The sequence below is a fragment of the Streptococcus oralis genome (assembly GCF_001075675.1).
In the GTDB taxonomy this organism is placed as follows: Bacteria; Bacillota; Bacilli; order Lactobacillales; family Streptococcaceae; genus Streptococcus; species Streptococcus oralis_V.
In genome coordinates this window covers 98,433-124,212 of sequence record NZ_JUNW01000007.1, presented here as the reverse complement: position 1 = coordinate 124,212, position 25,780 = coordinate 98,433, and the positions used below count along the sequence as shown (strand labels likewise).

At 42.5% G+C, this 25,780-nt stretch carries 20 protein-coding genes and 1 pseudogene; 7 read left to right on the top strand and 14 right to left on the bottom strand.

Translation table 11 applies throughout. The features are described from left to right. The coding region (locus ADM50_RS01785; protein ID WP_049484325.1) for a YSIRK-type signal peptide-containing protein at positions 1-4,004 on the bottom strand (4,004 nt) is incomplete at its 3' end. A 619-nt stretch (positions 4,005-4,623) separates the two neighbouring features. Here ADM50_RS01785 and ADM50_RS01780 point away from each other — a divergent pair. Beyond that, entirely contained in the window at positions 4,624-5,253 is a 630-nt protein-coding gene (locus ADM50_RS01780) for an MBL fold metallo-hydrolase (RefSeq protein WP_049484324.1), read from the top strand. A gap of 38 nt (positions 5,254-5,291) precedes the next feature. Here ADM50_RS01780 and ADM50_RS01775 read toward each other — a convergent pair whose 3' ends face one another. After that, positions 5,292-7,184: a M13 family metallopeptidase gene (locus ADM50_RS01775; RefSeq protein ID WP_049484323.1), complete on the bottom strand. Its 1,893-nt coding sequence runs from the start codon at positions 7,182-7,184 to the stop codon at positions 5,292-5,294. A gap of 178 nt (positions 7,185-7,362) precedes the next feature. Here ADM50_RS01775 and ADM50_RS01770 point away from each other — a divergent pair, with 178 nt between their 5' ends. The 6 genes from ADM50_RS01770 to ADM50_RS01745 all read left to right on the top strand — a co-directional run bounded on the left by ADM50_RS01770 (position 7,363) and on the right by ADM50_RS01745 (position 11,753). Further along, positions 7,363-8,085, top strand: coding sequence for a metal ABC transporter ATP-binding protein (locus tag ADM50_RS01770; protein ID WP_049484322.1), 723 nt, complete (start codon positions 7,363-7,365; stop codon positions 8,083-8,085). Next, positions 8,082-8,930, top strand: a complete 849-nt coding sequence (locus ADM50_RS01765; protein WP_000559799.1) for a metal ABC transporter permease — start codon at positions 8,082-8,084, stop codon at positions 8,928-8,930. The genes ADM50_RS01770 and ADM50_RS01765 overlap by 4 nt, the downstream gene beginning before the upstream one ends. Positions 8,931-8,956: 26 nt before the next feature. Beyond that, positions 8,957-9,886, top strand: coding sequence for a metal ABC transporter substrate-binding lipoprotein/adhesin PsaA (gene psaA / locus ADM50_RS01760; RefSeq protein WP_049484321.1), 930 nt, complete (start codon positions 8,957-8,959; stop codon positions 9,884-9,886). A gap of 117 nt (positions 9,887-10,003) precedes the next feature. Then, positions 10,004-10,498 (top strand): thiol peroxidase, encoded by a 495-nt coding sequence (gene tpx, locus ADM50_RS01755; protein WP_000206539.1) that lies wholly within the window; start codon positions 10,004-10,006, stop codon positions 10,496-10,498. Positions 10,499-10,581: 83 nt separating this feature from the next. Next, a complete protein-coding gene (locus ADM50_RS01750; RefSeq protein ID WP_049484320.1) occupies positions 10,582-11,232 on the top strand; it encodes a metal-dependent transcriptional regulator in 651 nt (216 codons plus the stop codon). A 107-nt stretch (positions 11,233-11,339) separates the two neighbouring features. After that, a complete protein-coding gene (locus ADM50_RS01745; protein WP_049484319.1) occupies positions 11,340-11,753 on the top strand; it encodes a hypothetical protein in 414 nt (137 codons plus the stop codon). 31 nt (positions 11,754-11,784) lie between these two features. Here the strand turns inward: ADM50_RS01745 and dtd are convergent, their stop codons facing one another. The 12 genes and pseudogenes from dtd to metE all read right to left on the bottom strand — a co-directional run bounded on the left by dtd (position 11,785) and on the right by metE (position 25,773). Then, positions 11,785-12,228 (bottom strand): D-aminoacyl-tRNA deacylase, encoded by a 444-nt coding sequence (gene dtd, locus ADM50_RS01740; RefSeq protein WP_049484318.1) that lies wholly within the window; start codon positions 12,226-12,228, stop codon positions 11,785-11,787. 29 nt (positions 12,229-12,257) lie between these two features. Next, positions 12,258-14,474: a RelA/SpoT family protein gene (locus ADM50_RS01735; protein WP_049484317.1), complete on the bottom strand. Its 2,217-nt coding sequence runs from the start codon at positions 14,472-14,474 to the stop codon at positions 12,258-12,260. A gap of 137 nt (positions 14,475-14,611) precedes the next feature. Continuing rightward, positions 14,612-15,742, bottom strand: a complete 1,131-nt coding sequence (locus ADM50_RS01730) for an ABC transporter ATP-binding protein (RefSeq protein WP_000229944.1) — start codon at positions 15,740-15,742, stop codon at positions 14,612-14,614. A 113-nt stretch (positions 15,743-15,855) separates the two neighbouring features. After that, positions 15,856-16,725 carry a helix-turn-helix domain-containing protein gene (locus ADM50_RS01725; RefSeq protein WP_049484316.1) on the bottom strand — a complete coding sequence of 290 codons (870 nt, stop codon included), beginning with the start codon at positions 16,723-16,725 and terminating at the stop codon, positions 15,856-15,858. Between the two features lie 3 nt (positions 16,726-16,728). Further along, the gene (locus ADM50_RS01720; protein ID WP_000567909.1) at positions 16,729-17,115 is read right to left on the bottom strand and encodes a Mini-ribonuclease 3; all 387 of its coding nucleotides are present in this window, start codon (positions 17,113-17,115) and stop codon (positions 16,729-16,731) included. Next, a complete protein-coding gene (cysS, locus tag ADM50_RS01715) occupies positions 17,108-18,451 on the bottom strand; it encodes a cysteine--tRNA ligase (protein ID WP_049484315.1) in 1,344 nt (447 codons plus the stop codon). Before cysS ends, ADM50_RS01720 begins: the two co-directional genes overlap by 8 nt. A gap of 17 nt (positions 18,452-18,468) precedes the next feature. Further along, positions 18,469-18,990, bottom strand: a complete 522-nt coding sequence (locus ADM50_RS01710) for a dihydrofolate reductase family protein (RefSeq protein ID WP_000301974.1) — start codon at positions 18,988-18,990, stop codon at positions 18,469-18,471. An 8-nt stretch (positions 18,991-18,998) separates the two neighbouring features. After that, positions 18,999-19,259 (bottom strand): annotated as a pseudogene (locus tag ADM50_RS01705) (phosphorylase family protein); the annotation flags it as partial. Positions 19,260-19,261: 2 nt separating this feature from the next. Beyond that, positions 19,262-19,879, bottom strand: a complete 618-nt coding sequence (gene cysE, locus ADM50_RS01700; protein WP_049484314.1) for a serine O-acetyltransferase — start codon at positions 19,877-19,879, stop codon at positions 19,262-19,264. A 14-nt stretch (positions 19,880-19,893) separates the two neighbouring features. Further along, on the bottom strand, positions 19,894-22,107 hold the full coding sequence (pnp, locus tag ADM50_RS01695) for a polyribonucleotide nucleotidyltransferase (protein ID WP_049484313.1): 2,214 nt from the start codon (positions 22,105-22,107) through the stop codon (positions 19,894-19,896). A gap of 455 nt (positions 22,108-22,562) precedes the next feature. Then, positions 22,563-23,429, bottom strand: coding sequence for a methylenetetrahydrofolate reductase [NAD(P)H] (gene metF / locus ADM50_RS01690; RefSeq protein ID WP_049484328.1), 867 nt, complete (start codon positions 23,427-23,429; stop codon positions 22,563-22,565). A gap of 94 nt (positions 23,430-23,523) precedes the next feature. Next, the gene (metE, locus tag ADM50_RS01685; protein ID WP_049484312.1) at positions 23,524-25,773 is read right to left on the bottom strand and encodes a 5-methyltetrahydropteroyltriglutamate--homocysteine S-methyltransferase; all 2,250 of its coding nucleotides are present in this window, start codon (positions 25,771-25,773) and stop codon (positions 23,524-23,526) included. Positions 25,774-25,780 lie beyond the last annotated feature (7 nt).

The window sequence follows — 25,780 nt, the reverse complement described above, 5'->3', positions numbered from 1 at the left end:
TTCTTAGTCTCTACGAAGCGGTAACCTGGAATATCTTTCTTAGGTTGTTCACCGTCTTCGGTTGGAATTAATGTATTCCCCTTAGTATCTACAAATGAAGTAATTGGACGGACAGTTGGAGTGTATTTTGCAGTTATTTCTGTTCCGTTCTTATCAACTCGTTTGACTGTAACTCCTGAAGCCTTCCCAACAAAGTCTTTTTCTGGTGTGAAAGTTACCACACCATTTTCATCAATGGTATAAGTTCCTTCTCCCGGAACAACTTTCTTAGTTGTGCCATCATCAAAGGTTGGTTTAACATTTTCATCAATTTCAACAGTCTTCTCTACACCGTTTACTTCAACTTTACCACCAGTAAAAGTTGGTGTACCGTTTTGTGTTTGTCCTTTAGGTCCTTCAGACTCATCATCTGTAGAAGTTGGTTTAACAGGTACTACAGTTGGAGTATACGTTGCTGTAGCAGTTGCTGTAATATCCGTATCATTAGCATCTTTTCCTAATTTTGCAGTAAGTGAAACTGTGACAGGTGTAGCTGTACCAGTAAATGTCTTCAATGGAACAAAAGTTACTTCACCTGTTTCATTATCAATTGAGTAGGTACCCTGACCATCAATTGTTAGAGTATCAACAAATCCACCTGTTTTTGGATCTACTAACTTAGCAGGAGAAGAAGCACTTGGTTTTACTGGTGATCCATCTCCAACAGATGTAAAGGTTGGAGTTTCTTTTTGAGTAGCACCTTGAATATCAGTCGAAGTCACATTATGTCCTTCAATCGTATCAGTTACTGTAATATGGTAGGTTGTTGTAGCGGTTGATGAATCAACTCCATGATCAACTCCCGACTCAGTTCCACCGATTGTTGCTTCAGTAGTATAATTTCCATTACTATCAATAACATCAATCTTAACAGTATATACTCCTACTTCATTTAAGCTATATCCACTAGCAATATTATAGTTATTTGCATCTTGTTTGGTATCAAATACTTTTTGAACTCCTGAAGGCGATGTTACTGTGATTCTAGTGATATAGGTAGTTTTTCCATATTTAGTATCTTCAGAGTCTGAGATGCTTACTGCAGCTTTTGCTTCATTACGAAGGTCAACAGCTGTACCTTTTGTTGAAGTATAATCTTGTGAAGTTGCTGTTGGTTTTGTATTTACTACAGTTGCCACATCAGTATTTGTTGCAATCGTCCCTCTAATAATACCACCAAATCCTGACTTAGTATGAACTTCCCAAGAGTCATTTTCAAGCTTAGTAGCAGTCACTTCAGTTCCATCAGATGACGCCCAGGTATTTGAATGTTTATCGTAAGTGACTGTTACTGACATTCCATCTCCTACCTGATTAGTATTCTTAGAAACATAAATCGTTTCTGGACGAGTTGGCGTTTCTACACTTGTCACTTTCCCAGTGCTATCAAGCTGTCGAATGTACTCATAGATATAAAATTTCATACCACCGTCTTGCTGAGCTTCTGTGTACACTTGACGTTTAGTCCATCTTGTCGTACCATCACCATTCAGTGTTTTACTTTCAGCATAGTCGCCAAGTAACTCCCAGTGTCCGGTAGCCTTATTAAAAGTAGCAGTATGTTTTTGCCCATCCGTTCCATTTAACTCAACTTGTTCACGTAAGAAAGTTCCCTTAACATTTTCAGCAGATGCTTCTACTTTGATATTATCAACACCAACTTTGGCAGTTGCCTCTGATGTCACAGGAATATTAAAGACTGTATCGGAATCTACAATACCTAATTCTTGATTTTCAGAAACAGCTGTGTTGGTTGAAGCACTGTCTACGAGCCATTTGCCATTAACTGCTTTTAGATTGGTTACAGTACCATCAGGCATTGTTACCTTAGCACTTGATGCACCTTTAGAAATTTTTACTGGTACAACTGTTGAGTAAGTTTCAACGTTTTGAACCTCAACCTTTGGTTTCACGACTAATGTTACAGTAGCATGTGCTTCTTGTCCAGATTGGTTCCAGACATTATTATTAGCCAATTTATCATAATCTTTTGCAAATACGGAGACTGTGTAAATTCCTGCTTCAGTTAATTTTCCAGAAATGATTCCTCTCCCCATATTCGTTTGATCAGCAGCTTGCTCATCAGAAGTACTGTTTGCAACACTATAGCTAGTACCTGGAATTAGGACTTTAGAATCATCTAATTGTTCACCAATGGTGTTATATCCTGAAACTCCTGTCACTGCTCTAGAAAATCTTTGAGGCACTCTTACAACTTTTCCTTCAACCGTCGTGTAGTTATAAGTTCCTCGACTATTTCCTGGTGTTGCACTGGCACCTGATTCGTCATAGAATTGAATGTTTACATTAGCATCATCACCTACTTTACGATCATAACGCTCAGAGTCTGACTTTATTTTAGGAGGTGTGCTATCTTGCCACCCGACCCAACCAGCACGAAGATTCTGAATTTGGAAAGTTACTGTTCGACCATCTGTATTGGTCGCAGTAATATTAAATCGTAAATCATAAACTCCATTTTCAATATCCGCTATAACTTTTCCTTGAATTGTGTCTGTTTCTGAATCGTATGTCAATCCCGGCACAAGGTTAGTTGGGGTTACAGAAGTTAAACTCCAACCAGCTTGCTTGGCATTTTCAGAAACAGCGATACGATCTTTCAAACCTTTAATATAAACTCTGTCAACTCCTTGTTCATACCCATAGCCATAAATTTCTGTAGCTAGATATTCATAACCACCGTTAGCAGAGTATATTGACGTCGCAGAGTTTGAAATTCTTGACCCATCCGCACGGAGTTTATTTCTCCAAAGTGGTGCTTCTTCAGCTAACTTTTTAGCGGCATCAGGGGTTAATGGATAGTCTACACGTCCTTTGTTGTTATGACCAGTTTTTCCACCTTGTTCTGTATGCATCCCATTTCCAGCATTGGTATCTTCACCAGTCCGTTGATTAGAATAGACTTCAATCTCTAGCCCTGTAGCATCAGTACCCGTAATTAATTTAATTTCTTGTACCGGAATTGTATAGGTATCTTTACCAGTATGATTTGAAGCGTTTGTTTCTGATGCATGAGTTGTGTTAGAACCCTCTTCGGCATAGAAATCTTGAGCAGCCAAAGCGACTCCAAAGTTTCCATCTTTTCCGATTCCTGCTTTTTTTAGTTCATTATATACTGCAAGAATTGACTCGTTCAAACGTGACAATTGTTCATTGCCTTGTCTAGCTGTAACGCTATCCGTAACTAACACTTTTTTAGCTTCCGCAATAACTTCTTTATTATTAGCTATCGCTGCCTCAATTGCCGCTTTGTTTTCAGCCTCAAGCTTATTTTTCCGGACTGCTTCAGTTGCTAAAACATTGGTTACCTCAGCTTCAGAGGTAACTTGTTCTAAGACTTTTTTAGCTTCTTGGACTGGTTTGACAGTTTCTTTTGTTTCTTCTACTTTTTCTGCTTTTTCTGTAGCAGTGGTCGCCACTGGTTTGACTGCTGTAGTTGCTGCTGTTTCCTCAACTTGTTTCCCAGCTTCGTCTGACTCAACTACAACTGTAATCAAAGCTTCAACTTTAGCATGCTCTGCATCGATATCAGCCTGTTTTGCAGTTTCGTTTGCAAGAACTGCCTTTGCCGCAGTCAATACTTCATTTGCAGTAGCTATCGCTGTTGCATCAGCTTTCTTTGCAGATGCAATCTTCGCTTCTAACTCAACTACTTTTTTAGTCAGAGCAGTCTTATCAACTTTTTTAGTCTCTACTACTTTTTCTGACGCCTTAGCTTCAGATTTCTCCGCCGTTATAGTTGACTCCGACTCCTTTGTTGCTACTGGTGTTGTCGTTGCCACTGTTGCATCTGCACCTTGTACTTCCGCTGCCGATACCGCACCATTACCTAGGAACATCATCAAACCGGCCGCAATTGCCACCGACGCTGCCCCAAAGCTGTACTTCCGAATGCCATAACGAATGTACTTCTCCGTTCTAAAATTCTGTTGCTTACTCTTCATAAGAAAAACAACCTCCCTATTTTTATTATGTCGATATTGAAATATAGAAAAAACGAAATTTCTTTCCCTTCTCGAAAATTGGTTTTTAAATTTCGTTATTCTAAAAGGATTATATCCTCATATTCAATATGCATATTCATACTAACATTTTTTTATATCTTTTTCAATAACTTTTTAAATTTTATTTAAATAAAATTAACAATATCCAAATCATTTGATTCATAAAAACTTTATTAAACCCTTTATTTACAGACTGTAAACCTTGTTTTTTTATTATATGAAAATCAATGAAATACTATTTAATGTATCAAAGTATATATATTTATATTTGGATACACTTCGCAAATATTATTTTTTAACATATTTTATTTATAATTATAACTATGAAATCCAAATGCGTTCCGAATAAAAGAAACTGTATTTTTATCAGTTATTTCTTATTTATTCTATGTTCTTATTACCATTCAACTAAAAATATAACAAGTCTTCTCACAGCAATTTCCTTCTTTTTTAATATAAATCAACCAACCTTGAATACAAAAGTGGGACTTTCTTTTCACTTTATTTCTCTCTTCTATGCTATACTTAGTTTAGTACATTCTTTGAGATTGGAGCCAGTATGAAAATCCATAAAACCGTGAATCCCGTTGCCTATGAAAATACCTACTACATAGAGGGAGACCAACACCTGATTGTGGTTGACCCAGGTAGCCATTGGGAAGCTATTCGCAAGACTATCGAAAAAATCAACAAACCAGTCTGCGTGATTCTCCTGAGCCACACCCACTACGACCATATTATGAGTCTGGACTTGGTTCGCGAGACTTTTGGAAATCCCCCAGTTTATGTAGCAGAGAGCGAAGCTAGCTGGCTTTACACTCCAGTCGATAATCTCTCTGGTCTCCCTCGTCACGATGATATGGCAGATGTGGTCGCAAAACCAGCAGAGCACACCTTTACCTTTCATGAGGAATACCAGCTTGAGGAATTTCGTTTTACAGTTCTACCAACCCCAGGGCACTCTATCGGCGGTGTTTCTATCGTCTTTCCTGATGCTCATCTAGTCTTGACGGGAGATGCTCTATTCCGAGAAACCATCGGACGAACAGACCTTCCTACAGGTAGCACGGAACAACTCCTCCATAGCATTCAGACGCAACTCTTTACTCTTCCTAACTACGATGTCTATCCTGGGCATGGTCCAGCTACGACTATCGCTCACGAAAAGACTTTTAATCCTTTTTTCTAGCAAGCAAAAAACCAAGGAAAATTTCCTTGGTTTTTGTCTTACCAAATAATCACACGTTCCTCTGGTGAACGCCACATACCGTCGCCTTCTTTGACATCATAAGTTGTAAAGAAGTCATCGAAGTTTGGCACTTGCACATTGACACGGAGTTTGGCAGGCGCGTGCACATCGACACTGGCCATGAGTTTCATCAATTCAGGACGGCCTTTCATACGCCAGATACGAGCAAAGTTGTGGAAGAATTCTTCAGCTGAGAAGTCTGGTTCTCTCTTAGCAGCTTCAAGGGCTGCAGCAATTCCTCCCAAGTCGGCAACGTTTTCTGATACAGTTAGTTTCCCGTTAATCGTTGCGCCGTAAGATTCTTGTCCATCAAACTGGTCGATAACTTTCTGCGTTTTTTCTTTAAAGGCAGCATAGTCGCTTTCTGTCCACCAATCCTTAAGACTACCATTTTCATCAAAGGACGCGCCATTTGTGTCAAAGGCATGAGAAATCTCGTGAGCAATAACAGCACCAATACCACCGTAGTTGGCTGAAGACGACTGGTGCAAGTCATAGAATGGAGCCTGTAAAATAGCCGCTGGGAAGACAATCAAGTTCTTCTGAGGATTATAGTAGGCATTGACCATATGAGCAGGCATGCCCCACTCCTTGTAGTCAACCGGTTGGTTCCACTTACTCCAGCTGTGCTTGATTTCCACACGCGCAAAGGCTAGGGCATTCTCAAAGAGACTGGCAGTTTCATCCACTACCTTGTCCTTGTAGCGGGCTGGCAATTCCTCTGGATAACCGATATAAGGCTTGATGACATTAAGTTTGACAATGGCCTTGTCACGCGTTTCAGGCGTGAGCCAGTCATTCTTAGCCAAACGTTCCTTATAAACGTCAATCATAGTCGCTACTTTTTTCTCTACGTCTGCCTTAGCTTCTGGAGAGAATTTTTCATGCGCGTACCAGAGACCAAGGGCTTGCTTAAAGGGACCTTGGGCCAAATGATAAGCTGCCTTGACCTTGTCCTGAGCTTCTGGCACACCTGAAAGGGCACGTCCATAGGCACCTGACAAGACACGAATCTCATCTGTCAAATAACTGGTTGAAAGATTCACCACTGCCAAAATCAAGGTTGCTTTGAGTAGAGGCCAAGCTTCCTCACTATAAAACTGATCTGCTGCTTGCCAGAAACGTTCCTCATCTACGATAACCTTGTCAGGAACTTGCCCAAGAACAGCTTGGAAGAAGTCATCCAAAGGTAGGGCAGGAGCAAATTTTTTGAATTCTTCATAAGCGTATGGATGGTAGAGTTTGGCATATTCTGAACTTTCTTCGTTTGAAAGAACCACTGCTGCGATACGACGGTCCAATTCCAATCTCTTCTCTAGTAAGTCTGCGATTTCCTCGTCTGAGAAATCATAGGCTTTGAGAAGATTCGTTGTACTTTCCTTCCAAAGAGTCAAGAGCTCCTCACGTTGAGGATGGTCTTCAGCATAGTAGGTTGTATCTGGCAAGATTGTTCCTGGAGCACTGGCCCAAAGAACATTGGTTCTGGCATCCATAAAGTCTGGCGATACACCAAATGGAAGGAAGTTTGGTTTACCAGCTAGTTCGAACTCTGCCAGTTTGCTGGTAAAATCTGCAAAACTCTCCAAATCCTGATATTCCTTGAGCAGAGGAAGGACGGGCTTGATCCCATCTGCTTCTCTCTTATCAAAATCGCGTACCATGCGATGGTACTTAACAAAGTTTGCGAGGATAGCATCCTCTGGGACATCCTCTCCTGCCAACCACTTGTCCGTTGTTGCCAGCATCAACTCTTCAATTTCCTCATCAAGGTCAATAAAACCACCTGTTCGAGATTTATCAGCTGGAATGACAGCTGTTTTTTCCCATTCGCCATTAATAGCATCATAAAAATCATCTTGATAACGTGTCATCTTGTTCTCGCTTTCATTTTTCACTTATTCTTAGCTTAGCAAAAAACACTTGGGAATGCAATTAAAAATGGTTTCTCTTTTTTCTTCGTTTTTCAGTTATTATTTTAAATTTTTCAAAAATTAACTTGACTTAATTTTTTTTTTAAGGTATATTAAAAGGCAGGAGGAATACAACTGTATGATACGTATCGAAAACCTCAGTGTCTCCTACAAAGAAACGTTGGCACTAAAGGATATTTCACTAGTGCTCCAAGGACCAACGATTACCGGAATTATTGGTCCAAATGGTGCTGGAAAATCAACTTTATTAAAAGGTATGTTGGGAATTATCCCACATGAAGGTCAGGCCTTTCTCGACGACAAAGAAGTCAAGAAATCTTTACATCGAGTTGCCTATGTCGAGCAAAAAATCCATATCGACTACAATTTCCCTATCAAGGTCAAGGAATGTGTCTCACTGGGACTCTATCCATCTATCCCGCTTTTTCACACTTTAAAGGCCAGCCACTGGAAAAAAGTGGCAGAGGCTCTTGAAATCGTTGGACTTTCAGACTATGCTGATCGCCAAATCAGCCAGCTCTCAGGAGGACAATTCCAACGTGTGTTGATTGCCCGCTGCCTTGTGCAGGAAGCTGACTACATCTTTTTAGATGAGCCTTTTGTCGGGATTGATTCGGTTAGTGAAGAGATTATCATGAACACGCTGAGAGACCTTAAAAAAGCTGGTAAAACAGTTCTCATCGTCCATCATGACCTCAGCAAAGTCCCCCATTATTTCGACCAAGTTTTGCTTCTCAATCGAGAATTAATAGACCTTGGTCCGACTATAGAAACCTTTACCGAAGCCAATCTTAAAAAGGCCTACGGTAGCAAACTCTTTTTCAATGGAGGTGACCTATGATAGCAGAATTTATCAATGGATTGCAAAATTTCCATTTCCTACAAAACGCCTTGATAACAGCTATTGTCATCGGAGTTGTTGCTGGAGCTGTGGGATGTTTTATCATCCTACGTGGGATGTCTCTCATGGGAGATGCTATCTCTCACGCAGTTTTGCCCGGCGTAGCCCTTTCCTTTATCCTGGGAATTGATTTCTTTATTGGAGCGATCATCTTTGGTTTGATGGCTTCCATCATCATTACCTACATCAAGGGAAACTCTATCATCAAGAGTGACACCGCCATTGGTATTACCTTTTCATCTTTCTTAGCCTTAGGTGTCATCTTGATTAGTGTTGCCAAGAGTTCGACAGACCTCTTCCATATCCTTTTTGGGAATATCCTCGCTGTCCAAGATACGGACATGTGGATCACCATCGGTGTTGGGGCATTGATTCTTTTGATTATCGGGATTTTCTTTAAACAACTATTGATTACATCCTTTGACGAGCTCCTGGCTAAAGCCATGGGAATGCCCGTCAATTTCTACCACTATCTGCTCATGGTGCTCTTGACCCTTGTGTCAGTCACCGCCATGCAAAGTGTTGGAACTATTCTTATCGTAGCCATGTTGATCACCCCAGCTGCGACGGCTTACCTTTATGCTAATAGCCTAAAGAGCATGATTTTCCTTTCATCAACCCTAGGGGCAACCGCTTCTGTTTTGGGACTCTTTATCGGCTATAGCTTCAATCTCGCAGCAGGATCCAGCATCGTGCTCACATCCGCCAGCTTCTTTCTAATCAGTTTCTTTATCTCTCCTAAACAACGATACTTGAAACTGAAAAACAAAAAAATCATTAAATAACGGGAAACCCTATCTGGAGGAATCTAATGAAAAAATTAGGTACATTGCTTGTACTCTTTCTTTCCGTCATTGCACTTGTCGCATGTGCTAGCGGAAAAAAAGATACTGCTTCTGGTCAAAAACTAAAAGTTGTTGCTACAAACTCAATCATCGCTGATATTACCAAAAATATCGCTGGTGACAAGATTGATCTTCATAGTATCGTTCCTGTTGGTCAAGACCCACACGAATACGAACCACTTCCTGAAGACGTTAAGAAAACCTCTCAAGCTGACTTGATTTTCTATAACGGTATCAACCTTGAAACAGGTGGCAATGCTTGGTTTACAAAATTGGTCGAAAATGCCAAGAAAACTGAAAACAAAGACTACTTTGCAGTTAGCGATGGTGTAGACATCATCTACCTTGAAGGTCAAAACGAAAAAGGTAAAGAAGACCCACACGCTTGGCTCAACCTTGAAAATGGGATAATTTATGCTAAAAATATCGCTAAACAACTGATTGCAAAAGACCCTAGCAACAAGGAATTCTACGAAAAAAATCTCAAAGACTATACTGAAAAACTAGACAAACTAGACAAAGAAGCCAAAGAGAAATTTAACAATATCCCTGCTGAAAAGAAACTCATCGTAACCAGCGAAGGATGCTTCAAATACTTCTCTAAAGCTTACGGCGTACCAAGTGCCTACATCTGGGAAATCAACACGGAAGAAGAAGGTACACCGGAACAAATCAAGACCTTGGTTGAAAAACTTCGCCAAACAAAAGTTCCATCACTCTTTGTTGAATCAAGTGTCGATGACCGTCCAATGAAGACTGTTTCACAAGACACAAACATCCCAATCTACGCACAAATCTTTACTGACTCAATCGCTGAAGAAGGGAAAGAAGGAGACAGCTACTACAGCATGATGAAATACAACCTTGACAAAATTGCTGAAGGTTTGTCTAAGTAATCCATTAAAAAACGTCGTTCTCACATGAACAGGCGTTTTTTTACACTTTCCAGTCAAATCATTGGAAAAATCTGACAATTCTCGGTAAAATAAAAGAAAAAAGAATGGAGTAGTTTCATGACCACTTTTCTCGGAAATCCTGTAACTTTTACAGGTAAACAACTGCAAGTCGGAGACAAGGCACTTGACTTTTCTCTTACGACAACCGATCTCTCTAAAAAAACGCTAGCTGACTTTGATGGAAAGAAAAAAGTCTTGAGTGTTGTCCCTTCTATCGATACTGGTATCTGCTCAACGCAAACACGTCGATTCAACCAAGAACTAGCTAACCTCGACAATACCGTCGTTCTTACTGTTTCTATGGACCTACCATTTGCCCAAGGACGCTGGTGTGGGGCTGAAGGTCTTGACAATGCCATCATGCTCTCAGACTACTTCGACCATTCTTTCGGGCGCGATTATGCCCTCTTGATCAACGAATGGCATCTCCTTGCACGTGCTGTCTTTGTTCTCGATACTGACAATGTCATCCGTTACGTAGAATACGTTGACAACATCAACACGGAACCAGACTTTGAAGCTGCTATTGCTGCAGTGAAAGAACTGGACTAAAATCAAAGCCATTAGGGCAGAAGGCTAGAGAAATCTAGCTTTTTTTGATATACTAGATGGAGAGAAAAGACAAGAGGGAACGAATGACGCCAAATAAAGAAGACTACCTAAAATGTATTTATGAAATCGGTACGGAGATACAGAAAATCACCAATAAAGAAATTGCTACCCGTATGCAAGTCTCTCCACCTGCTGTAACAGAGATGATCAAACGCATGAAAAGTGAAAATCTCATCCTTAAGGATAAGGAGAATGGCTATCTATTGACAGATATTGGGCTCAAACTAGTCTCCGAGCTCTATCGCAAACACCGGTTGATTGAAGTCTTTCTAGTTCACCATCTCGACTATACCAGCGACCAGATCCACGAAGAAGCTGAGGTCCTAGAGCACACTGTATCCGACCTCTTCGTAGAGAGACTGGATAAACTGCTTGGCTTCCCTAAAACCTGTCCACACGGAGGAACCATTCCAGCCAAGGGAGAGCTCCTGGTCGAAATCAACAACCTACCTTTAGCAGATACCAAAGAAGCTGGAACCTATCTCCTGACTCGGGTTCACGATAGTTTTGACTTGCTTAAATACTTAGAAAAGCATGAGATTCATATCGGTGACCAAGTCCAAGTCAAGCAGTTTGATAATTTTTCCAATACCTTTACACTAGTCAACAAAGGTGAAGATCTCCAAGTTAGCATCGATATTGCCAAACAACTCTATGTCGAAAAAATCAACTAAGACCTTATTCCTGAAAGAAATTCTTTTCAGGGATTTTTTATTATTTTGCTTGTAATGCCCATTTGTTTGGTGTAGAATGAAGCTAGATAAAAGAGGGAGGTCTTCCTATGAAAAAGCTCTTTAGAATCCATTTCGTAGCCATTGCAGTCAGCGATTTGCTACTATTAGCAATTTTTATCTCCAAAACCGATCTCTCTGTAGACTGGCTCCTGCTCTCTGGTTTTATTTTCATCCTTGCTCAGGGACTACTGCTATTTCGCTTGGTCAACCGACTCAAACATCATTTCGTTGAGATTTATCCTCAGATGAACAAAAAAATTCGCCTCTACTATTTAGGAGTGCTCATCAGCGATTTTCTATTATTTGTCCTTTTAACCTTCGCTAGTTCTCAGCGATTTTCCTCTCTTATGCCAATCGTCACTGGTTGTCATTCTACTTTATATTATATAACGGCTAGCCACCTAAGAGAAAACTATCCAGACTTTTACAATAAACACATCTCTTTCTGGGAGTGTCTATAAACAAAAACCAAGCCAGCTGGGCTTGGTTTTCTTATCTATTTTTAGTATCAAGAATGATGGTAACTGGTCCATCATTAACCAGCTCCACCTGCATATCCGCTCCAAAGATGCCTGTCTGAACGGGCACTTCCTGAGCTAGCTTTTGGTTGAAAGCCTCATAGAAGGCAGCTGCCATATCCGGCTTGGCTGCTCCTGTAAAGGCGGGACGATTGCCTTTCTTGGTGTCTGCAAAGAGGGTAAACTGGGAAATAGAAAGGATTTCCCCTTCAATATCCTTGACAGACAGGTTCATCTTGCCTTCTGTATCTGAAAAAATCCGCATGTTAACAAGCTTTCTCACAGCATAGTCCAAATCTTCCTCTTGGTCCTCTGGACCAACACCGACCAGCAATAAGAGTCCCTGATTAATTTTTCCCCGTACCTGACCTCCGATACTGACTTGGGCTTTCTTGACTCGTTGAATGATGATTTTCATAATAGCCTTTCTGGTAACTGAAGAGAGAATTAGCCGTTGGTTCGTTTGACAGAGTAGACCTCTGGCACACTCTTAATCTTGTCCACGACTGTGGTCAGTGTAGAGAGGTTGGAAATACCAAATGAGACATGGATATTAGCAAATTTCATATCCTTGGTTGGTTGAGCATTAACAGTTGAGATATTCTTGGTCGTGTTTGAGAGAACTTGTAAAACATCATTTAAGAGCCCTGTACGGTTGAGACCATAGATATCGATGTGGGCAGTGTATTCCTTGCTTGAGAATTGATCTTCCCATTCCACATCAAGGAGACGTTGCTCATAGTTTTCTTGGGCACGGAGATTCATACAGTCCACACGGTGAATAGCTACACCGCGTCCCTTAGTAATGTAGCCGACAATGTCGTCACCCGGCACTGGATTGCAACACTTGGCAATACGAACGAGGAGACCTGAAGCACCTTCAATGACCACACCACCCTCATGCTTGACCTTGATGGTTTCTTTGTTCTCGACCTTAACTTCGCCACCTTTGACAAGCTCTTCTGCCTCCGCCTTGGCCTTAGCGCGTTCTTCCTCACGACGTTCCTTTTCGGTCAAGCGGTTAAAGACGGTAATAGCGCCAATTTCTCCAAAACCAATGGCTGCGTAGAGGGCTTCCTCTGTCTTGTAGCTGGTCTTTTGAAGAACCTCATCCATATGGCGCTTGTCCATGAATTTATTGGCTACATAGCCGTTTTCTTGGAACTGGGCCATCAACATCTCACGGCCCTTGTTAACGGATAATTCCTTGTCTTGATTTTTAAAGAACTGACGAATCTTGTTGCGCGCCTTGCTGGTCTTGACCATGTTGAGCCAGTCACGACTCGGACCAAAGGAGTTGGGATTGGTGATAATTTCAACCTGATCCCCTGTCTTGAGCTTGGTTGTCAGCGGAACCATACGGCCATTGACCTTGGCACCAGTCGCTTTTTCACCGACTTTGGTATGGATTTCATAGGCAAAGTCAATCGGTCCTGAATCTTTTGGTAGGGAGCGAACCGCACCATCAGGAGTAAAGACGTAAATCTCCTCCGCCAGATAGTTTTCCTTAACAGAGTCCACAAATTCCTTGGCATCATCAGCCTGGTCTTGGAGCTCCATCATCTCCTTGATCCAGTTCATTCCAATAGCAGATTCCTTGCTGTTGACCTGCCCTTTAATGCCTTTCTTATAAGCCCAGTGAGCCGCAACCCCATACTCAGCCACTTCGTGCATTTCCTTGGTCCGAATCTGGAACTCAATCGGCCCTTTTGGCCCATAAACAGTTGTATGGATAGACTGGTAACCATTGGCCTTACGATTGGCGATATAGTCTTTGAAGCGGCCTGGCATAGGTTTCCAAAGTTCATGCACATAACCCAGCATAGCATAGACATCACTCTGGGTATCTAAGATACAGCGAATGGCAATCAGGTCATAAATTTCCTCAAAGCGTTTCTTCTTATCCTGCATCTTGCGGTAGATCGAATAGATATGCTTAGGACGACCATAGATTTTCCCTTTGAGATTTCTTTCTGTAGCGTACTCTTCCAACTTGGTTACAACTTCATCGACCAAAGCCTCACGTTCTCTGCGTTTTTCCTTCATCATGTGGGTGATCTTGTAAAACTCAGTTGGATTGAGATAACGGAAAGATAGATCTTCCAACTCCCACTTGACACTGGAAATCCCTAGACGATGAGCAAGTGGTGCATAAATTTCCATGGTTTCTCTGGAGATACGCTCTTGCTTGTCCTTTCGAAGGTGTTTGAGAGTCCGCATATTGTGCAAACGGTCCGATAATTTAACCAAGATAACACGGATATCCTCTGACATGGCCATAAGCATCTTGCGGTGATTTTCAGCCAATTGTTCCTCGAGTGATTTGTACTCAACCTTACCAAGCTTGGTCACCCCATCAACGATAATCCGAACATCATGACCAAACTCTCTCTCTAGATCATCCAGTGTCGCATCTGTGTCTTCAACCACGTCATGCAAAAAACCACAGGCAACGGTTACGGCATCCAGCTTGAGCTTAGCCAGAATTCCTGCTACCTGAATGGGATGGATAATATAGGGCTCACCTGATTTCCGAAACTGCCCACTATGACAATCAACTGCGTAAATCAATGCTTTTTGTACAAAAGCAACGTCTTCCTTTGTTAAATATTCTCTCGTTAAAGCGACTACCTGATCGCCCGTCAAATTCACTTCTTTCGGCATCTATACTCTCCAATTCTTCCTACCATTTTATCACTTTTTTAAGGATATGAAAACTAGAAAAGCCTGTTTTTATGCCAATACCAATCATTAAAAAACACTGCCAGATTTCTCTAGCAGTGTTTTGACATTTCATTTGCTTAGTAGACTGTTTTTTCAGTTTCTACATCGAAGAAGTGTGCTTTGTTCAAGTCAAATCCAAGTTCAACTGTTGCACCTGTTTGCAAGTAGTCACGAGCATCCACTTTTGCAACAAATTCGTCTTTACCAACTTGGCAGTAAAGGTGAGATTCTGAACCAAGCAATTCTGATACTGAGATAGTTGCTTTAACCACTGATTCTGGGAATGTTTCAAGGAAAGCAGGTTCTGCATTCACATCTTCTGGACGGATACCGAAAATCAATTCTTTTCCTTCGTAGCCTTTGTCACGAAGAACTTTCAAAGCACCTTCTGGCACTTTCAAACGGAAACCGTCAGAAACAATTTCGCTACCGACCAATTTCACATTGATGAAGTTCATAGCTGGGCTTCCGATAAATCCTGCTACAAATTTGTTAACTGGGTTTTTGTAAACTTCTTGAGGGGTACCGATTTGTTCAACACGTCCGATAGTACCTGTACCAGCAGGGTTCTTAGTAGCTGACATGATAACGATACGGTCTGCCAATGTCATCGCTTCTGTTTGGTCGTGAGTTACGTAGATGGTTGTAGCACCGATACGACGGTGGATTTTCGCAATTTCAGCACGCATAGATACACGAAGTTTGGCATCCAAGTTTGACAAAGGTTCGTCCATCAAGAACACTTTTGCATCACGGACGATGGCACGACCCATGGCAACACGTTGACGTTGACCACCTGAAAGGTCAGCAGGTTTACGATCCAAGAATTCTTTCAAACCAAGGATTGCTGCCGCTTCTTGCACACGTTTGTCGATGTCTTCTTTGCTGTATTTGCGCAATTTCAAACCGAAAGCCATGTTGTCATATACAGTCATGTGTGGGTAAAGAGCGTAGTTTTGGAATACCATGGCAATGTCACGGTCTTTTGGAGCTACGTCGTTAACAACCACGCCATCGATAGATGCAGTACCTTCTGTAATGTCTTCAAGACCAGCAATCATACGAAGAGTTGTTGATTTACCACATCCTGAAGGACCTACGAAAACGATAAATTCTTTGTCTTTGATGTCCAAGTTGAAGTCTTCAACTGAGTAGTGTTCGCTGTTTGGATATTTTTTGTAAATATTTTTAAGATTTAATTCTACCATCGAGGTGAACTCCTTTTGTATTTTGATAGTTTTATTATAGATGAAAACGCTTTACTTTTCTATGGCAAAGTGACCAAAAAAATAAAAAAGTTCTGTGCAACTTGCACAAAACTTTAAAGAATATCTGGTAAAATCAACTGATAACACAAGGTAAGATCCGTTAACTCCTTCAACTGAAGCCCTGTCAATTCTTCCCATTTGTCAATCTTGTATTGGAGAGAATTGCGATGTAGATAGAGTTGCTGGGCTGTTTTAGTTAGGACAGCACTATTTTCCCAGAGAGAAAGGATAATTTCCTGAATCTGATCCTGAGCCAAAATCATCTGGTGCAGACATTCTTTAATGACTCTCAGGTCCACAATCCTTTCTCCCATACTCCAAAGATAGAGTTGTGAAAAGGTGTATACACCTTGGTGACCCTGACGCCACCAAGTCTTAAACAAATCTCGCTCCGTTTTGATTAGGTCTGATAGGGCTTGAGAGCCTGTCTGAAACCACACCTGCCCCGACATGATAGACAGACGAAGGCCAAAGTCATACTCAACCGCTTCAATCGTATCAGATAAGATTGAGCGAACAGAGGTGTACTTATCTTGTTGAAGCACAAACACATAATCCTGAGCCCCGACCTGTAACACTGTTTGGCAGTTGGGAAAGAGGGTCTGCATCATATCTAGCCAAGAGGCTAGATTTTCCTGTTGGTAATAAGACAGATGGCAATAAACCAGCTGAATTTTTTTAAATGCTTGCGGTGCCTGCCCCTTCCCCTCAATCAGATAGGGATACCAAGGATTGAGCGAACGAGCCTGCTCCTGCTGGGTCAAAAGGGCAACCAACTGCTTTTCACGCTCGCTGAGCCCAGCTTCCTCCAGTAGAATCCACTGCTGAGAAGCTAAAGGGAGAGTAAGATAGCCTGGTTTCTCAATCGGCTGATCTGAAATCTGAGCTTCAGGAAACCAGTCCTGTAATTCCTTTGCAATCATATTCTAGCCCTCCACTTTTTGGATGCACCAAGAAATTATAGTCTCTAGACGCTCCAGATTTTCAGTCAGATGGAGATAGCCCATCACTGCTTCAAAACCTGTAGACATGCGGTAAGTCACCACATCAGCATTTTTAGCCTTTGTGTGGCTATTGGTATTGCGACCACGTTTGTAGATTTCTTCTTCTTTTTCCGTCAGGACTTGCTCTTCCAACATGAGGGCAATCAAGCGAGCCTGAGCCTTGGCTGACACATACTTAGTCGCCTCTTGGTGGAGTTTATTGGGTTTGGTCATTCCTTTAAGGATGAGATGGCGACGGATATACATGGAGTAAACTGCATCTCCCTCAAAAGCTAGCGCAATCCCGTTAATGAGATTGACATCAATCACGAGTCCACCTCACTCCATCCTTGGTGTCAAGGAGCTTAATTCCTTGAGCAGCCAATTGGTCACGGATTTGGTCTGCTGTCGCAAAGTCACGATTAGCACGCGCTTCTTGGCGTTTTTGGATTAAGGCTTCGATCACCGCATCCAAAACTTCCTCAACAAAGACTATTCCAAAGACTTCCAACATAGCCGCAAGAGCTTCCTTAACACTTGCATCATAGTTTCCTGAGTTGATCCATTTGGCCATTTCAAAGACAACTGTAATACCATTTGCGGAGTTGAAATCCTCATCCATATCGGCAACAAACTTATCTTTAAAAGCCTGTAACTCTTGGGTATCCACGTTTCCTGTAAATGGTTGTTCGTAAGTGTTTTTTAGATACTTAAGATTGGTCTCGGCATCACGCACTGCTTTTTCCGTAAAGTTGATAGGTTTACGGTAATGCTGAGTGGCAAAGAAGAAACGCAACACTTGCCCATCAAGAGTTTTAAGGGCATCGTGTACGGTTATAAAGTTGCCCAAGGACTTAGACATCTTGACATTGTCGATATTGACAAAGCCATTATGCATCCAGTAGTTAGCAAAAGTCTTGCCTGTTTTTGCTTCTGACTGGGCAATTTCGTTGGTATGGTGAGGAAACTCCAAATCAGCTCCACCACCGTGGATATCAATGGTATCTCCCAAAATCTCTGTCGACATGACTGAACATTCAATATGCCAACCCGGACGACCAGGTCCCCAAGGACTGTCCCAAGAAATCTCGCCTGGTTTTGCAGCTTTCCAAAGGGCAAAGTCTACAGGATTTTCCTTGCGAGCCGTTTCTTCATCGGTACGACCTGAAGCACCCAGCTCCAAATCTTCCAAGGTTTTATTGGCCAACTTAGCATAGTTGTGAGATTTTTCCACGCGGAAGTAAACATCTCCTTGACTCTCGTAAGCATAACCTTTTTCAATCAAGTCAGCGACAAAACGAATGATGTCCGCCATAAACTCCACTACACGCGGATGGCGAGTCGCAGGTTTCACGCCCAAGGCTGTCACATCCTCACGAAAGGCAGCGATGTACTTGTCCGCAACCTCTTGAGGCGTGATGCCTTCTTCTTTGGCACGATTGATAATCTTATCATCCACATCCGTAAAATTGGAAATATAGGAAACTTCGTAGCCACGATATTCAAAGTAGCGACGAATGGTATCAAAGGCTACCGTTGAACGAGCATTCCCCACGTGGATATAGTTGTAAACGGTTGGCCCACAAACATACATCTTAACCTTACCGTCCTCAATAGGTACAAATTCTCGCAAATCACGAGTCATGGTGTCGTAAATTTTAATCATGCGGTCCACTCCCTTCTCTATTTCTGACTTTTTCGGCTGAAAACCAGCTCTGCAAAAGGGCCAAATTGTCTGAGGCTATCCAGTTGGTAAAAGCGCTGCCCTTCCTCTTGGGTAAAGAGGGGAACCCCCTTTCCTAGGATAAGGGGCGCTATCTGAATAATGAGGTGGTCGAAAAGATCCGCATCCAAGAGCGGTCCTACCAAGGAATTACCACCAATCACAAAGACATTTTTGCCTTTGTCAATCTGGTGAACAAAGTCCACCACATCCCCAGCTACTGGCTGGTAATTGCTGACAGGCAGGTGCCTATCATGCGTAAAGACATAGTTTTCCGTAGCTTGATAAAAACTTTCTACATCTTGCAAATCCTGGATTTCCTCAAAGGTCCGCTTGCCCATGATGGTGATATCCATTTGCCTGTAAAAATCATCATAGCCTGTATCCTCTACAGAACCAAGCTGATGCAGCCAGTCTATCCTGTGCTGGCTGTCTGCCAAGTAGCCATCCATGGTGATACAGCCGTAAAAATATACTGCCATTCTTGTAGTTACCTTTCTAGTTCCTTTGCTATTGTCAAAGCGATAGTGACAAAAGTCATGGCATCAGCTGTCCGATCTTCATGGCGGGCATCCCAGGTTCGGTTATGATGATCCACATAGTCAGCTGTGTGGAAGAACTGATAGACCTTGGTCTTGCGAAATTGACTCCAAGCCATGATAGCTGAAGCTTCCATGTCGACCACTTGTGCACCAGCAGCCAAGCGACGCTTGACCTTATCAGGCGTTTCTCGATAAAAGGCATTACTACTCTCTACAACCCAGACGATCTGTGACTGGCTTCTTTAGCCTGCTCGAGTTTATTGACGTAGTACTCCCGTTTTTCTTCGACTTCGTGGATCGTTGGTTCATCCTTCTGTCCATGAACGCGAACAATCTTAGCTGGAATACCGACAACTGTTACATCACTAGGTACGTCTGCCACAACTACTGCAGCAGCACCGACTTTGGCATTTTCACCAATTTCTACCGGTCCGATGACTTGGGCATGGGCTGATATGAGAGCTCTTTTACGCACAGTCGGATGGCGTTTGCCAACATCCTTACCAGTCCCACCAAGAGTCACTCCGTGATAGAGAAGAACGCCTTTTTCAACAATCGCCGTCTCTCCAATCACCAGACCTGAACCATGGTCGATAAAAACACCTGATTCTATCTGAGCACCTGGATGGATCTCAATCTGAGTCCAAAAGCGCCAAAACTGACTATGCATCCGAGCCAGGAGTTTGAAGCCGTGCTTCCAGAGAAAATGCGAGAGACGGTGGGCAGCTAAGGCCTTAACACCTGGATAGGTCAGTAGAACCTCCAAAGTGGTGCGCGCCGCTGGATCATTTTCTTTTACGATATCAATGGTTTCGCGCCACCATCCCATACATTTCTCCTTTCTTATTCTGAGTCTTTTGGTTTGTGTGTAAATTCTTTCTTCGGTTTGTGGTCCTTGTGATGACGTGGACGGTGAGGACGTTCAGACTTTTCACCTTTTTCATCACGCTCAGGTTTTGGTGGACGAGGAAGAAGAGCTTTCATAGAAGCATCAACACGTCCTTTTTCATCAATCTTGATAACTTTAACATCGACTTCGTCTCCAATAGCCACCAAGTCTTCGACATTATTGGTACGCGTCCAAGCCATTTCCGAAATGTGAACGAGGGCATCTGTCTTGTCAAAGAGGTTGACAAAGGCACCGAATTTCTCGATACGAACAACCTTGGCATGGTAAACTTCATCTACTTTAGCCTCACGAACCAAGCCAGCAATGATTTCTTTGGCACGGTTAATAGCATCTTGGTCGCTAGAGTAGATAGAAACATTACCTTCTTCGTCGATATCAATCTTAACGCCTGTCTCAGCGATAATCTTGTCGATGGTTTCTCCACCCTTACCGATGACAATCTTAATTTTGTCCACATCAATCTTGATAGTATCAATTTTCGGTGCAGTTGGAGCCAATTCTGGACGAACTTCTGGAATAGTTGCTTCAATCACATCAAGGATTTCAAAACGCGCTTTCTTGGCTTGAGCAAGAGCTTCTGTCAAGATTTCTGCAGTAATTCCTTGGATCTTAATATCCATTTGAAGGGCTGTAATCCCCTCACGAGTACCTGCTACCTTAAAGTCCATGTCTCCAAAGTGGTCTTCCAAACCTTGGATATCTGTCAATACTGTGTAGTTATTTCCATCTGAGATGAGACCCATAGCAATCCCTGCTACTGGCGCCTTGATTGGCACACCACCAGCCATAAGGGCAAGCGTTCCCGCACAGATAGAGGCTTGAGAAGATGAACCGTTTGATTCTAAGACTTCTGCTACCAAGCGGATAGCGTATGGAAATTCTTCCAAGCTTGGCAAAACTTGCGCAAGGGCACGCTCACCGAGAGCACCGTGACCAATTTCACGACGGCCTGGTGCACCATAACGACCAGTTTCCCCTACAGAATATTGAGGGAAGTTATAGTGGTGCATAAAGCGTTTTTTGTACTCTGGGTCCAAACCATCAATGATTTGAGTTTCTCCCATCGGAGCCAAGGTCAAGACAGAAAGGGCTTGAGTTTGTCCACGAGTAAAGAGACCGGAACCATGCACACGAGGAAGGAAGTCGACAACTGCATCCAAAGGACGGATTTCATCGACTTTACGGCCGTCAGGACGAACCTTGTCTTCTGTGATCAAACGGCGTACTTCAGCGTGTTCCATTTGTTCCAAGATTTCAGCCACATCACGCATGATACGGTCAAATTCTTCGTGGTCTGCATATTTTTCTTCATAAACAGCAGTCACTTGGTCTTTAACTGCTTGAGTTGCAGCTTCACGAGCCAATTTTTCTTCTACTTGAACCGCTTTTTGAAGGTCGCTGTTATAGGCTGCGATGATTTCAGCTTGCAAGTCAGCATCCACATGAAGCAATTCCACTTCTGCTTTTTCCTTACCGACCGCAGCAACGATTTCTTCTTGGAAGGCAATCAATTCTTTAACAGCTTCGTGTCCTTTCAGAAGGGCTTCCAACATGATTTCTTCTGACAATTCTTTGGCACCAGACTCCACCATATTGATGGCGTGCTTGGTACCAGCTACTGTCAATTCAAGAAGTGAACGCTCTGCTTGTTCTTGATTTGGGTTGATGATGATTTGGCCGTCGACATAGCCCACTTGTACCCCAGCGATTGGTCCGTCAAACGGGATATCTGAGATAGAAAGCGCTAAAGATGAACCAAACATAGCCGCCATTGGAGCAGAGGCATTTTCATCATAAGAGAGCACTGTGTTGATTACTTGCACTTCGTTACGGAAACCTTCCGCAAACATAGGACGGATTGGACGGTCAATCAAACGCGCTGTCAAAGTCGCATCTGTTGAAGGGCGTCCTTCACGTTTCATAAAACCACCAGGAAACTTCCCGGCTGCATACATTTTTTCTTCGTAGTTGACTTGGAGTGGGAAGAAATCCCCAGTTGCCATTTTCTTAGACATAACGGCAGCAGTCAAGACAGTTGACTCACCGTAACGGACGACAACAGAGCCATTTGCTTGCTTAGCAACCTGACCAGTCTCTACGATTAACTCACGACCCGCAAAAGTCGTTTGAAACACTTGTTTTGTCATTTTAATCCCCTTTGGATTGATGAAATTATACGCCTTGCCTACAAAGATCAAGATACTAAGGTCGCAAAAAGCAAAGTAAAAATAGGAAACTGGCGAAGTCTTCGATGAAGACAAGACAGTTTATCTTTTTTACACAGCTTTTCGGCCGGGTTCAATTACTCATGATAGCATAGATTGACGCAGTGTGCGATGCACACCAGAAAATCTATCTTTTTCACTAGGGATTCAACCCGTGTTCAACTATCTAGGCACTTTGAAAAGTTTAAAAATATTATTCTTTAGCATTTGTATCTTTTATATCATAGCAGATTTGAATAGCTAAGAATCTGTTTATACCCTCATCTTTGTATCAAGTACGTACAGAGTCTATTTTATCATATTTTTCTTAAAAAGTACGGGCTTTTCTATTAAAAAGGAACCATTCCCCTCACCTGAGAAGAATGGTTTGCTTTTTATTATCCTAAAGACTGATGATTAAACAAGGCATGGGTTGCTTGGTGGATGTATTTTGCTGTTTCAGCATTGTTCATGGTGTAGAGATGCACACCTGCGACATCCTGAGTGACCAAGTCCACGATTTGGTCCACTGCATAGGCAAGTCCTGCTGCTCTGAGTGACTCAGGGTCATGCTCATACTTGTCTAAGATGGCTTTGAATTTGCGTGGAAGGTGGATATTCTCACAAGTCTTCAAAAGACGAAGTGCTTGGTTACGGTTAAGAATAGGCATGATCCCCGCATGAATAGGAACATCAATCCCTGCCAAGGTACACTTGTCTTGAAAATCGTAGAAGCGCTCATTGTCAAAGAAAAGTTGCGTTACAAGGCTTGAACAGCCTGCATCCACTTTCTTCTTGAGATTTTGAATATCTAGGATCTGGTTTGGCGAGTCAGGATGCCCTTCAGGATAACAAGCTCCAATAATATCAAAGTGAGGAGCTTGTTCCTTGATGAACTCAATCAAATCTGTTGCGTAGCGGAAATCCTTTTGCGGTTCCACATCAGGGATAATATCCCCACGCAAGGCCAAGATTTTCTGTACCCCAACCTTATCCAAGTCCGCAATGGTTTCAGCAACCTTTTCCTTGGTCAGATAGATAGCTGGCAAGTGGGCAATGGTTGGAATCGCCAAGTCATTCTGGATAAAGTCAGCCAAACGAACCGTTGTTTCCTTGATATTAAATTTATTATTGCTGGCAGTCACACTGATAAAGTGCGGTGTCAGCTCCCGCATATCCTGCAAGGCTGAAATAATTTTATCATTACCCACAGCTGGGTTTGGAGGGAACACTTCAAATGAAAGTGACGGAGTTTGGCGTGACATAGTCATTATCCTTTTCTTTTTAATTTCATGATTACTGAGCCAGCTAGGGCCAAGCAGTTCCTTGATCAGTCAGTGTCACGAGCGAAATCTTATCTTACAATTTCTCACGCGCAGCTTTTGCTGCTTCGACAAGGCGGATCAAGCTTTCTTTTGTTTCTGGAATACCACGTGTTTTCAAACCACAGTCAGGGTTGATCCAAACTTTCTTGCTTGGTACTTTTGCAAGGATAGCATCGATTGTGTGGTCGATTTCGCCTTCATTTGGCACACGAGGTGAGTGGATATCGTAAACCCCAGGTCCCACTTCTGTTTGGAAGTTTTTCGCTTTGAGTTCGTCCAAGATTTCAAGGTTTGAACGGCTTGCCTCAAATGAAATAACGTCCGCATCCATGTTGTCGATAGCTGGGATGATATCTGTAAATTCTGAGTAACACATATGAGTGTGGATCTGTGTATCTGGCGCTACTGTTGAGTGTACCAAGCGGAAGGCAGGAATAGCCCAGTCAAGGTAGTCTTCGTACCAGTCGCTACGACGGAGTGGCAATTTTTCACGAAGAGCTGCCTCGTCGATTTGGATGATTTTCACACCTGCAGCTTCAAGGTCAAGAACTTCATCCTTGATAGCAAGGGCGATTTGAAGAGTTGAGTCCTTGATAGAGATGTCTTCACGTGGGAATGACCAGTTAAGGATGGTAACAGGTCCTGTCAACATACCCTTAACAGGTTTGTCAGTACGGCTTTGTGCGTAGCTAGACCATTTGACAGTGATTGGGTTGAGACGAGTTACATCACCCCAGATGATTGGTGGTTTCACCCCACGCATACCGTAAGATTGTACCCAACCATTCTTAGAGAAGAGGTAACCTGACAAGTTTTGACCGAAGTACTCAACCATGTCGTTACGCTCGAACTCACCGTGTACAAGCACGTCAAATCCAACTTCTTCTTGCCATTTGATCCATTCGTCGATAGTTTCAGCAAGGAAGGCGTCGTACTCTTCTTGTGACAATTCACCCTTACGGAAGGCCAAACGTTTGGCACGAACTTCCTTAGTTTGAGGGAATGAACCGATGGTTGTTGTTGGAAGTGCTGGAAGTTTGAAAGCTTCTTCTTGGATAGCTTCACGTTCTGCAAAGGCTGGCAAACGAGTGTAGTCAGCATCTGTCAAACCAGCGATACGCGCACGAAGTTCTGCATTTTCACCCACACGCTCAGTCGCAAAGAGTTCTTTGTTAGCTGCAAGAGCTTCTGCACCTTGACCGTTGCGGATAGCATCCAAGTCACGGATTTCATCCAATTTTTCAACTGCAAAGGCAAAGTGGTTCAAGATAGCTGGTTCAAATTCTTCATTAGCAGTTGTAAATGGCACATGAAGAAGTGAGCATGAGCTTGTCAATACGATGTTTTCAGCTGGGATTTGCTCAAGAACAGCCAAGCTCTTTTCATAGTTGTTACGCCAAATGTTCTTACCATTGACAATACCTGCATAGAGAGTCTTGTCAGCTGGGAAGCCACCTTTAACAAGTTCAAGAGTTTTCTTACCTTCAACGAAGTCAAGACCGATCGCATCTACTGGCAATTTCACAAGGTCAGCATAAACGTCACGAACGTCTCCGAAGTAAGTTTGAAGCAAGACTTCAAGACCTTTCTTGTCAGCCAAGAGTTTGTTGTAGAGGTTCAAGAAGAGAGCTTTTTCTTCAGCTGTCAAGTCTTTGACAAGAGCCGCTTCGTCGAGTTGGATGCGAGTCGCACCAAGTTCAGCCAATTTAGCAAAAACTTCTTGGTAAGCAGCTACTAAGCTGTCTACGAAGTCTTCTGCTTTCACGCCTTCTTCAAAGTCTGACAATTGAAGGAAAGTGAATGGACCTACAAGAACAGGACGAGTGTTCAATCCAAGTTCTTTGGCTTCTTGAAACTCATCAAAGATCTTGTGACCTGCCAATTTTACTTGAGTATCTTTTTCAAATTTAGGCACGATGTAGTGGTAGTTGGTGTTGAACCATTTCTTCATCGGAAGGGCACGCACGTCCCCTTTTTCACCTTGGTAACCACGACCCAAAGCAAAGTAGCGCTCAAGGTCAGACAAGTCCAAGTTTTGAACTGAAGCAGGCACCACGTTGAAAAGGAAAGCTGCATCTAGGAAGTTGTCATAGTGAGAAAAGTCATTTGATGGGATTTCAGTGATTCCTTTTTCTTTGACAATGTTCCAGTGTTTCGCACGCAATTCTTTAGCTGCTGCCAAGAGTTCTTCTTCTGAGATTTCTTTTCTAAAGTATTTTTCAGTTGTAAATTTCAATTCGCGGAATTCACCCAAACGAGGGAAACCGATGATCGTAGTTGACATGATGTGT

What these genes read in the sequence shown, in the direction of transcription:
- ADM50_RS01765 (WP_000559799.1), top strand. Translation starts at nt 8,082, where the DNA reads ATGATAGCAGAATTTATCAATGGATTGCAAAATTTCCATTTCCTACAA.
- metE (WP_049484312.1), bottom strand. Translation starts at nt 25,773, where the DNA reads ATGTCAACTACGATCATCGGTTTCCCTCGTTTGGGTGAATTCCGCGAA.
- tpx (WP_000206539.1), top strand. Translation starts at nt 10,004, where the DNA reads ATGACCACTTTTCTCGGAAATCCTGTAACTTTTACAGGTAAACAACTG.
- cysS (WP_049484315.1), bottom strand. Translation starts at nt 18,451, where the DNA reads ATGATTAAAATTTACGACACCATGACTCGTGATTTGCGAGAATTTGTA.
- ADM50_RS01745 (WP_049484319.1), top strand. Translation starts at nt 11,340, where the DNA reads ATGAAAAAGCTCTTTAGAATCCATTTCGTAGCCATTGCAGTCAGCGAT.
- psaA (WP_049484321.1), top strand. Translation starts at nt 8,957, where the DNA reads ATGAAAAAATTAGGTACATTGCTTGTACTCTTTCTTTCCGTCATTGCA.
- ADM50_RS01780 (WP_049484324.1), top strand. Translation starts at nt 4,624, where the DNA reads ATGAAAATCCATAAAACCGTGAATCCCGTTGCCTATGAAAATACCTAC.
- ADM50_RS01725 (WP_049484316.1), bottom strand. Translation starts at nt 16,725, where the DNA reads ATGATTGCAAAGGAATTACAGGACTGGTTTCCTGAAGCTCAGATTTCA.
- pnp (WP_049484313.1), bottom strand. Translation starts at nt 22,107, where the DNA reads ATGACAAAACAAGTGTTTCAAACGACTTTTGCGGGTCGTGAGTTAATC.
- ADM50_RS01710 (WP_000301974.1), bottom strand. Translation starts at nt 18,990, where the DNA reads ATGGCAGTATATTTTTACGGCTGTATCACCATGGATGGCTACTTGGCA.
- ADM50_RS01775 (WP_049484323.1), bottom strand. Translation starts at nt 7,184, where the DNA reads ATGACACGTTATCAAGATGATTTTTATGATGCTATTAATGGCGAATGG.
- metF (WP_049484328.1), bottom strand. Translation starts at nt 23,429, where the DNA reads ATGTCACGCCAAACTCCGTCACTTTCATTTGAAGTGTTCCCTCCAAAC.
- ADM50_RS01735 (WP_049484317.1), bottom strand. Translation starts at nt 14,474, where the DNA reads ATGCCGAAAGAAGTGAATTTGACGGGCGATCAGGTAGTCGCTTTAACG.
- ADM50_RS01730 (WP_000229944.1), bottom strand. Translation starts at nt 15,742, where the DNA reads ATGGTAGAATTAAATCTTAAAAATATTTACAAAAAATATCCAAACAGC.
- ADM50_RS01750 (WP_049484320.1), top strand. Translation starts at nt 10,582, where the DNA reads ATGACGCCAAATAAAGAAGACTACCTAAAATGTATTTATGAAATCGGT.
- ADM50_RS01770 (WP_049484322.1), top strand. Translation starts at nt 7,363, where the DNA reads ATGATACGTATCGAAAACCTCAGTGTCTCCTACAAAGAAACGTTGGCA.
- cysE (WP_049484314.1), bottom strand. Translation starts at nt 19,879, where the DNA reads ATGGGATGGTGGCGCGAAACCATTGATATCGTAAAAGAAAATGATCCA.
- dtd (WP_049484318.1), bottom strand. Translation starts at nt 12,228, where the DNA reads ATGAAAATCATCATTCAACGAGTCAAGAAAGCCCAAGTCAGTATCGGA.